This is a genomic window from Caballeronia sp. BR00000012568055 (assembly GCF_029439455.1).
Taxonomy (GTDB): domain Bacteria; phylum Pseudomonadota; class Gammaproteobacteria; order Burkholderiales; family Burkholderiaceae; genus Caballeronia.
The window spans coordinates 3178-11672 of sequence record NZ_JAQFVG010000073.1 but is presented as its reverse complement, the minus strand read 5'-3'; the positions used below and the strand labels follow the sequence as shown (position 1 = coordinate 11672).

At 59.2% G+C, this 8495-nt stretch carries 9 protein-coding genes and 1 pseudogene; 3 read left to right on the top strand and 7 right to left on the bottom strand.

Features of this window, described 5'->3' with window-relative positions; genetic code table 11:
• Positions 1–73 precede the first annotated feature (73 nt).
• The 3 genes and pseudogenes from P7F28_RS04805 to P7F28_RS04795 all read left to right on the top strand — a co-directional run.
• Positions 74–1471, top strand: a complete 1398-nt coding sequence (locus P7F28_RS04805; RefSeq protein WP_277183298.1) for an MFS transporter — start codon at positions 74–76, stop codon at positions 1469–1471.
• A gap of 71 nt (positions 1472–1542) precedes the next feature.
• Entirely contained in the window at positions 1543–2376 is an 834-nt protein-coding gene (locus P7F28_RS04800; RefSeq protein ID WP_277183296.1) for a shikimate dehydrogenase, read from the top strand.
• Positions 2377–2399: 23 nt separating this feature from the next.
• Positions 2400–3152, top strand: a pseudogene (locus P7F28_RS04795) (sugar phosphate isomerase/epimerase family protein); the annotation flags it as partial.
• Between the two features lie 49 nt (positions 3153–3201).
• On the opposite strand, the gene P7F28_RS04790 reads toward P7F28_RS04795, so the two are convergent.
• The 7 genes from P7F28_RS04790 to P7F28_RS04760 form a co-directional block, all read right to left on the bottom strand.
• The gene (locus tag P7F28_RS04790; RefSeq protein ID WP_277183295.1) at positions 3202–3981 is read right to left on the bottom strand and encodes an enoyl-CoA hydratase-related protein; all 780 of its coding nucleotides are present in this window, start codon (positions 3979–3981) and stop codon (positions 3202–3204) included.
• Between the two features lie 10 nt (positions 3982–3991).
• Positions 3992–4825, bottom strand: a complete 834-nt coding sequence (aroE, locus tag P7F28_RS04785; RefSeq protein ID WP_277183297.1) for a shikimate dehydrogenase — start codon at positions 4823–4825, stop codon at positions 3992–3994.
• Positions 4825–6045 carry a CaiB/BaiF CoA-transferase family protein gene (locus P7F28_RS04780; protein ID WP_277183294.1) on the bottom strand — a complete coding sequence of 407 codons (1221 nt, stop codon included), beginning with the start codon at positions 6043–6045 and terminating at the stop codon, positions 4825–4827. The genes aroE and P7F28_RS04780 overlap by 1 nt, the downstream gene beginning before the upstream one ends.
• Positions 6045–6506, bottom strand: coding sequence for a MaoC family dehydratase (locus P7F28_RS04775; protein WP_277183293.1), 462 nt, complete (start codon positions 6504–6506; stop codon positions 6045–6047). Before P7F28_RS04775 ends, P7F28_RS04780 begins: the two co-directional genes overlap by 1 nt.
• Before the next feature lie 2 nt (positions 6507–6508).
• On the bottom strand, positions 6509–6901 hold the full coding sequence (locus tag P7F28_RS04770) for a VOC family protein (protein ID WP_277183292.1): 393 nt from the start codon (positions 6899–6901) through the stop codon (positions 6509–6511).
• Positions 6898–7848: a ketopantoate reductase family protein gene (locus tag P7F28_RS04765; RefSeq protein ID WP_277183291.1), complete on the bottom strand. Its 951-nt coding sequence runs from the start codon at positions 7846–7848 to the stop codon at positions 6898–6900. The genes P7F28_RS04770 and P7F28_RS04765 overlap by 4 nt, the downstream gene beginning before the upstream one ends.
• A gap of 100 nt (positions 7849–7948) precedes the next feature.
• Positions 7949–8341, bottom strand: a complete 393-nt coding sequence (locus P7F28_RS04760) for a VOC family protein (RefSeq protein ID WP_277183290.1) — start codon at positions 8339–8341, stop codon at positions 7949–7951.
• Positions 8342–8495: the final 154 nt, after the last annotated feature.

Genomic DNA, 8495 nt, shown 5'->3' with positions numbered 1-8495 from the left:
CCGGTCAATTCAAAATCAGGAGACGTTCATGGAAAAAGGATTGCCGCCTCAGGCCGGCAAGAGCGACGGGAGTATGGATGAAAAAGCCCGCAAACAAGCACGAAAAGCCCGTGCGAGCGGATGGATCGGCTCCGCGCTCGAATACTACGACTTCTTTATCTACGCTCAGGCCGCAGCGCTGATCTTTCCTCAGATCTTCTTTCCCAAGGGCGATCCGAAAATCGCGATTGTCGCGTCGCTGGCGACATACGGCGTGGGCTACGTGGCACGACCGATCGGCGCGTTCTTGCTCGGTCACTGGGGCGACACGCACGGCAGAAAGACCGTACTCCTGATTTGTATGTTCCTGATGGGCTTCTCGACGATGGCTGTCGGCCTGCTTCCCACCTACCATTCGGTCGGCATGCTGGCGCCCGCGCTGCTCGTGATTTTGCGCCTGATTCAAGGCTTCGCTGTTGCGGGCGAAATATCCGGCGCGAGTTCAATGATCATGGAGCAAGCCCCTTTCGGCCGACGCGGATACTATGCGAGCTTCACGCTACAAGGCGTGCAGGCCGGACAGCTTCTCGCCGCCGCCGTCTTCCTGCCGCTCGCGTATTACATGCCGGAAGACGCCTTTGTTTCATGGGGCTGGCGCGTGCCGTTTCTGCTGAGCGCGGGCGTGTTGCTGGCGGGCTTCATCATTCGGCGCGAAGTGGACGAAACCACCGCGTTCGCCAATGAAGACGCAAGCGGCCAGGTCGCGCGCGCGCCGATTCTCGAAGCATTCAAATTCAGTTGGCCCGATATGCTCCGCGTCGTCTGCATGGCGTTCATGAACGTCATTCCTGTGGTTACCACGGTCTTCGGCGCAGCGTATGCGGTGCAGCCTTCGTACGGCATCAACTTCCACGCCAGCGTGTATCTGTGGATTCCGGTGGTCGGCAATATCGTCGCGGTGATCGTCATTCCGTATGTCGGCAATTTATCGGATCGCATCGGGCGGCGCACGCCGATGATCTTCGGTGTACTTTCATCTGGACTACTCTCTTTCGCTTATCTGTATGCGATCAGCATCCACAATCTGCCGGTCGCCTTTGTCATGTCGATTCTGATGTGGGGCGTGGTGTATCAAGGCTATAACGCCATTTTCCCCGGCTATTATCCGGAGCTTTTCCCGACCCGCTTTCGCGTGTCCGCAATGGCGATTGCGCAGAACATCGGTACCACCATCACGGCGCTGCTTCCTGCTTTGTTCGCCGCCGTGGCACCGCCCGGATCGAATAATGTGCCGATGATTATCGGCTCGATCACACTCGCCACAACGATCATTTCCGCGCTGGCGGCATTGAGTGCGCGAGAAACATATCGTGTCCGCCTGAACGATCTCGGCAAGAAAGACGCGGTGCCGATTTCGAAAGAACAGTATGAAGCGCTGCGCGATGAATCGTTGGACGAAGCGAGGCTTGCCAAAGCATCGATGCAAGCCTGATATTTCATTTTATATCGGCGGGCACGCACCTCAAGCGTGCCCGCACTCTTTGCTTTCCTCAGGAGTTCTGCATGATCACCGGCCATACCGCCATCATCGCTCACATCGGTTTTCCAACGCATTCGTTCAAGTCGCCGATGATCTACAACCCCTACTTCGAGCATGCTGGCGTGGATACAGTCGTGGTTCCGATGAGTTGTCAGGCCGATCCTTTTCCGGCATTTCTCAAGTCCGTATTCACGCTCGACAATGTTCGCGGCGCGTTGATCACCATGCCGCACAAAGTCACCACTGCCGGTTTGGTCGATGCAGTCACGCCCGCCGTGAAGATCGCCGGATCATGCAACGCCGTGCGCCGCGATGCCGACGGCCGCCTGGTCGGCGATATGTTCGATGGCGAAGGCTTCGTGCGCGGCGTGCGGCTCAAAGGCTGCAAGCTCGAAGGCGCGCGCGTGCTGGTGGTTGGCACAGGCGGCGTGGGCTCGGCGATCGCGGCATCGCTGGCGGCGGCGGGAATTGCATTGCTTGCTCTTTACGATGCGCGCGCCGAATCCGCACAAGGCTTGCGCGACCGTATTGCCGCGCATTATCCGAAGCTCGAATTGAGCACCGGCAGCAACGACCCGGCCGGTTACGATCTCGTCGTCAACGCCACGCCGATGGGCATGAATGAAGGCGATCCGCTTCCCGTCGATGTCGAACGTATCTCGCCGGATACCTTTGTCGGTGAAGTGGTGATGAAAACGGAAATGACCGCGTTTCTCAAGGCGGTTCAAGCGCGCGGCTGCCGCTTTCAGGTCGGCTCGGATATGTTGTTCGAACAGATTCCGGCTTACCTCGAATTCTTCGGCTTTCCAAGCACAACTGCAGACATCTTGCGTTCGCTTGCAAAGCTGAAATATTGATTCTTTTATTCCTAAGGATTCCGATGCTTAATCTTCCTCTGTTCGGCTGGTGCGGGCAACTGCATCAGGCACCGCTCATGCAGCAAGCCGGCCTCGACTACATCGAAGCTCAACTCGTGCCGCTCGGTATAGAAAACGATGCCTCGTTTGCACACGCGCAATCGCTCATAAAAGAACGGCCCTTGCCTGCGCTTGCATTCAGCTATCTGTTTCCGCATGACTTCCGGATCGTGGGTCCGGACAAGGATGAGGCACGCAATCGCGCGTATTTTGATCGTGCTGTGCAGCTACTGGCGCTGGCGCAGGCGCGCATCGTCGTGCTCGGCAGCGGCTGGACGCGTAACATTCCCGATGGCTGGTCACAAGGCCAAACCGAAGACGATTTTCTGCGCGTGCTGGAATGGTGCGCAGACGCGCTGCGCGACAGCGGCACCACGCTCGTCATCGAACCGCTCAACCGGAAAGAGGCGAACCTCGTCAATAGTGTGGCGGACGCAGCGCGTCTGGCGAAGACCTTGAATCGCCGCGAAGTACGAGCGCTCGCGGATTTTTATCATATGGATGAGGAAGCGGAACCGCTTCAAGAAGTCAGCGAGCATGCCACGTGGCTCGCGCACGTCCATCTGGCCGATACAGGGCGACTCAATCCGGGAACGGGTGCGTACGACTATCCGACGTTCTTCGGTTACCTGAAGACTGCCGGATATCAAGGCATGCTAAGCAGTGAGTGCGGAATTAAGGGCGAGCCGGTGGAATCGATGCGAGAAAGCGCGGCGTTTTTGCGCCGCGCGTGGGCGGATGCGCGTCAGGCCCGATCAAAAACGCTCAATGCCCCGTCCACTTGGGCGGGCGCTTCTCCGCGAATGCCTTCGGTCCTTCGCGGGCGTCGTCGCTGGCGAGCATGCGTTGCGCGAGTGGATAGTCTTCGCGCATCGTCGAGGCGAGATTCGCTTGCGCAAGGCTCATTAGCATGACCTGTTTCGAGGCCTGGATTGCAAGTGGCGCGCATTCGAGAATGTCCTGTGCCAGCGATCGCGCACGCGTCATCAACTCCGTCGCGGGAACAACCTCGTTGATCAGACCAATACGCCGGGCTTCGTCGGCGGCAATGCGCTTGCCGGTCAGCACGAGCGCCATTGCGTCCTTCATGTTTATTTGCCTGGGAAGACGCTGCAAAAGACCGCCTCCCAACGCGGCAAGACCGACACGCGCTTCCGGCAAGCCGAACTGCGCATGATCCGACGCCACTGCAAGATCGCACGCCGCGAGTATCTCCATGCCGCCGCCGAGACACAGGCCATTCACCGCCGCGATCACAGGTTTCCACAAATCGAAGCGATGCGTGATGCCCGCAAATCCCGTCGATGGCTTCGTGTGGTCACCGGTCGCATCGAGCGCCTTCAGATCCGTGCCGACGCAGAATGCCCGCTCACCCGCGCCAGTCACAATCGCGACACGCAACGCAGGGTCGGCGGCGTAACGGTCGAAGGCATCGGCGAGTTCGCGGTGAGCATCGGGATGCAAAGCGTTGAGCACTTCGGGCCGATCGATGGTCAACGTCAGCAGTGGCCCTTCCACTTCGTATCGGCAATAGCGATAGTGCATACGATGTCACTCATTCAAGCGGAACAGTCAGACGATCGATCACCGCGCGCGTTTGCGGACGCACGCCGCGCCACCACGCGAAGGCTTCGGCAGCCTGCTCGACCAGCATGCCGACGCCATCGGCAATATTTCGGATACCTGCGTTTTTCGCTAGCTGCAGGAAGGGTGTCAGCCCTTTTCCGTAGGCAAGCTCATACGCTGTGCCATCAGCACTGAAAACACTCGGCGGAACCGGTGGCAATTCGCCGCTTAGACTTGCCGATGTCGCGTTCACCACCAAATCGAATGCGCCCATCGATTCCAGATCGGGATATCCGCGTGCGATCAGCGAATCGCCCGCATCGACCTGTTCGATCAGCGCTTGCGCCTTGTCCAGATGCCGGTTCGCCACCACGAGTTGTGCGGGCCGCGCGCCGATAAACGGCAGCAACGCGCCACGCACCGCACCGCCCGCGCCAAGAATCAGCACGCGCTTGCCTGCCATCGGCTGATGCAGATTCACTTCGATATCGCGCAGCAAGCCCACGCCATCGAAATTTTCGGCGATGATTCGCCCGTTCTCGAACTTCATTGCATTGACCGCGCCTGCGAGCGTCGCGCGTTCGCTGCGTTCATCGGCCATGTCGAATGCATGCAGTTTGAACGGCGCAGTGACGTTCATGCCGCGGCCGTCCGGAGCAATGAAGTCGTGTACGGTATTTGCAAAGGCCTCCGAAGGTTCGAGTGGCCCTTCGATGGCCACGTACTCCATATCCTGCCCGCATTCCTGCGCGAAAAGCCCATGAATCAGGGGGGATTTCGTATGGCCGATCGGATTGCCGATCACCGCATATCGATCGCTCATCATGCGCTCCGTTTTGAAAACAGCACGCCATCGGTCTGCATCGCGTCGATCTCGGCGGCGCTGAAGCCCAGCGATTGCGCAACTTCTGCGTTGTGCTGGCCCAGATCAGGACCGACTTCGCGAATCGATGTGTCGCAGTCGGAGAAACGGAACGGCAGGTTCGGCAGCCGCAGCGTGCCGAAGCGAGGATGCTCCTGTTCGATCACCATGCCGCGCGCAATGATCTGCGGATCGGCGACGACTTCATCGATACGCTGAACCTTTGCGCAAGGCACATCGACTTGATCGAGCAAGGCCAGCACGTCAGCGACCGGGCGCGCGGCGACCCACGGCTTCACGATCGCAAGGATCGCCTCGCGATTCGTGTTGCGCCCATTCAAACTATGAAAGCGTGCGTCAGTGCCGAAACCGGCAGGGCCGCCGTGCTGCTCCACCAACGCGGCGAAGCGCTTCCATGAATCATCGACCTGCGCGGCAATCACGAGATCGCCATCGGCGGCACGAAACACGCCGTATAAAGTCGATGTCGGCATGTCATGGCCCGTCTGCTCCGGCACCACGCCTTGCATTGTGTAGCACTGCACAGCGTATTCGTGCATCGACACCAGCGTGTCATACAACGCCATGTCGATATGCTGACCGCGACCGCTTTTCGCGCGCCCAAGCAGCGCAGCGTTGATGGCAGCGACTGCGTGAATGCCGGTGTACATATCGCCGAGCGAAATGCGCATCAGCGGCGGCGGCTCGCCCGGATTGCCGATCATCTGCATGATGCCGCTCTTGGCTTCGGCGATCAGCCCGAAGCCCGCGCGATGCGCGTCGGGTCCGGTGTGTCCGTATGCAGAAATCGAGCAATAGACGAGACCCGGATTGCGCGCGGACAACGCCGCGTAGCCGAGGCCGAGCTTGTCCAGCGCGCCCGGCCGATAGTTCTCGATGAACACATCGGCGGAATCGCACAGACGCTCCATAAATGCCTTGCCGCGCGCGTCCTTCATATTGACGCTCACGCCGCGTTTGCCCATATTTAACTGCAGAAAATAGGCACTTTGTTGATCGTCGAGAATGGTGGCGTGCTGGCGGCCTGCATCGCCGCTGCCGGGACGCTCGACCTTGATGACTTCCGCGCCGAGCGCCGCAAGACATCGGCCCACATAAGGACCTGCAAGAAAGTGGCTGTAATCGACAACGCGAATACCTTCGAGAGGACGAGCTTGCATCAGTTCGCTCCCGGACGGCGCGGAATCATCAGTCTATGTTCGCCACGCTGAACCACATCGCCATTTTGATTGATTAGTTCGGATGGCAGAATAACGATGCCCCAATCGGGTTTGCTCTTGCTCGCGCGCATCGAGCCAACGCGAAATTTCACATGCAGTACGTCGTTCACCTTGATCGGCAGCAGAAAGTCCCATGTCCAGCCGAGCGACATGCCCGGCAGAAACCGATAATCGCTCTGCGTTTTCAGGCCATCCGCAATCGACAAGCCGAACAGACCGTGCGCCACGATCGAACCGAAGTGGCTTGCGTTGGCGTATTCCTCATCGACATGCACGGGCGTGTGGTCGCCGGTGAGATCGGCATACGCAAGAATGCGTGCTTTGGTGACCGTGTATGTCGGGCTGATGCATTCGTCGCCTTCGCGCGCGTCGTCCCAGTATTTTTCGGTGATGGTGCTCATGCTTACGCCTCCGCGCGTGGATTGATCGCCAGCGCCTGCGCCACACACGCGGCGGGTCTGGCCTGAATGAGTTCGACGGCAAGCCCGTCAGGCAGACGCAACCAGTTGCGTCCCTGTGGCATCTCGGTGACGCCGAATGCTTGCGCCGCCGTCAGCGCGGCTTCGAGGTCCTCGCACATCACGCCGAGATGCGCGAGCCGCCCTTCGGGCCCTTCATAGCGCGGCTCGTTGATAAATTGCAGACCGCCGAGCGTCCAATATTGACGCGGCGCTTCACGTGTGCCGTCCACTTCGCGCATGGTCATACCCAGCACGTGTTCGAAGAAGCGGATATGCCAGTGAATGTCCTTGACCCAGATCGCGACATGTTCGAGATACGCTTTCGGTGCGCTCATGCTGCGGCCCCTTCTTTCTGCCGATCCGTCATCGCGCGTTCGATTCCCTTGATGCACGCGACCAGCGTCGCGTTCACCGGCGTCGGCACGCCGAGCCGCGCGCCCCATCGCACGACCGCGCCATTGATGAAATCTATTTCGGTTACCGAATCTTTTTCAAGGCTTTGCAGCATCGAGGTCTTGAATGCAGGCGGCAAGCCTTCGGCGGCCATATTCCAGGCGTCTTCCGCGTTCGTAATGGAAAGCACGACGCCTGCTGCTTTAGCTGCGGACATGGCTTCTTCGATAGCAGCAAGCGACGTCGCCTTGAGTACGGGTTCATCGTAAAGCTGCCCGTACGTGAGTCGCGTGATGCCTGTGATCGCGCCGGTCGCGACGTTGATCAGCAGCTTGTCCCACATCGTGCCGAGAATATTGTCGCTGACCGTCGTGGTCAAACCCGCGCTGTTGAATGCATCGACGATAGCGCGCGCGCGGCTTGTAATGCGGCCATCGAGTTCACCGATGATCGTCAGCTTGCCCGTCACGCCGGACTGGATATGACCGGGCGCACGCAACACGCCGCCGACATACGTCTTTCCCGCGAGCACGCGCTCGCGTCCGACGATCTCGCTTAGCACATCTTCGTGGCCCAGCCCGTTTTGCAGCGATAGCACGAGCGTTTCGGGACCGACGAGGTCGAGCGCGCCGCGCATGGCGGAATCGGTATGGAAGGATTTGACCAGCACGATCACGAGATCGACCGGGCCGACATCGGACGGGTTCATGGTCGCGCGGACCTTGACGCGGCGCGTGCCGGTTTCGTCATCGACTTGCAGGCCGTGGCGGGACATGGCATCGACGTGTTCCGCGAAACGATCGACCAGCCAGGTCTCGTGACCTCCTTCGGTAAGCGCGGAGCCGATTGCGCAACCCAGTGCACCGGCTCCCAGAAATGCGATCTTCATTGGCGTCTCCTTGATATGGAGACGAAGATACGGTCACGCACTCATACTGGCAATGCAATGGCTTTAATAGCGATATTGCGAAATGCAATATCGCACGCGCTTATCGATATAGCTGTGCTTTTGCGGCATTCCCGGCGCGCTGCCAGATTTCCGCATCGGTGAGCGTGGTTTGGATCAATTCGATCGGCATACCGCCGTTATCGATCACGGCGACGCGAAAATCGTCGAGCGGTTCGTACGGCCCGAGAATGACGCGATGTCCCTCGATCGCCGCCAGAAGGTTATCGACCTTGTAGGCGATATGCGGCTGGCTGAGCATCGGCTCCGCCAGTTTGCAGTCCGGGCCGAATCGATGCCATTGAATCGGCAGCGGTCCGGTTAAATCGTCAGACGTGTACATATCGACGCTCGCCGCATAGCGTTCGCCGGGACGCGCGATGTCGGTCGGAATACCGATGTGATGCAGCGTGTAGGTCACGCCTTCGCGTCGCATGGCTTGGTCCTCTCGGCGAAATTCAATCTTCTCAATCATTAAGATTCCCTCCCGCTTTTTAGTTCTATCTGATGCGGGACAGAGTGTAAGGATCGAAAATTAGAAGAGAATGAGTGAGAGAACGACGCGGCCGCTCTCTCTTGGCCAAGGCCTT

Coding starts and splice junctions, on each gene's coding strand:
- P7F28_RS04805 (WP_277183298.1), top strand. CDS start 74: ATGGATGAAAAAGCCCGCAAACAAGCACGAAAAGCCCGTGCGAGCGGA.
- P7F28_RS04800 (WP_277183296.1), top strand. CDS start 1,543: ATGATCACCGGCCATACCGCCATCATCGCTCACATCGGTTTTCCAACG.
- P7F28_RS04790 (WP_277183295.1), bottom strand. CDS start 3,981: ATGCACTATCGCTATTGCCGATACGAAGTGGAAGGGCCACTGCTGACG.
- aroE (WP_277183297.1), bottom strand. CDS start 4,825: ATGAGCGATCGATATGCGGTGATCGGCAATCCGATCGGCCATACGAAA.
- P7F28_RS04780 (WP_277183294.1), bottom strand. CDS start 6,045: ATGCAAGCTCGTCCTCTCGAAGGTATTCGCGTTGTCGATTACAGCCAC.
- P7F28_RS04775 (WP_277183293.1), bottom strand. CDS start 6,506: ATGAGCACCATCACCGAAAAATACTGGGACGACGCGCGCGAAGGCGAC.
- P7F28_RS04770 (WP_277183292.1), bottom strand. CDS start 6,901: ATGAGCGCACCGAAAGCGTATCTCGAACATGTCGCGATCTGGGTCAAG.
- P7F28_RS04765 (WP_277183291.1), bottom strand. CDS start 7,848: ATGAAGATCGCATTTCTGGGAGCCGGTGCACTGGGTTGCGCAATCGGC.
- P7F28_RS04760 (WP_277183290.1), bottom strand. CDS start 8,341: ATGCGACGCGAAGGCGTGACCTACACGCTGCATCACATCGGTATTCCG.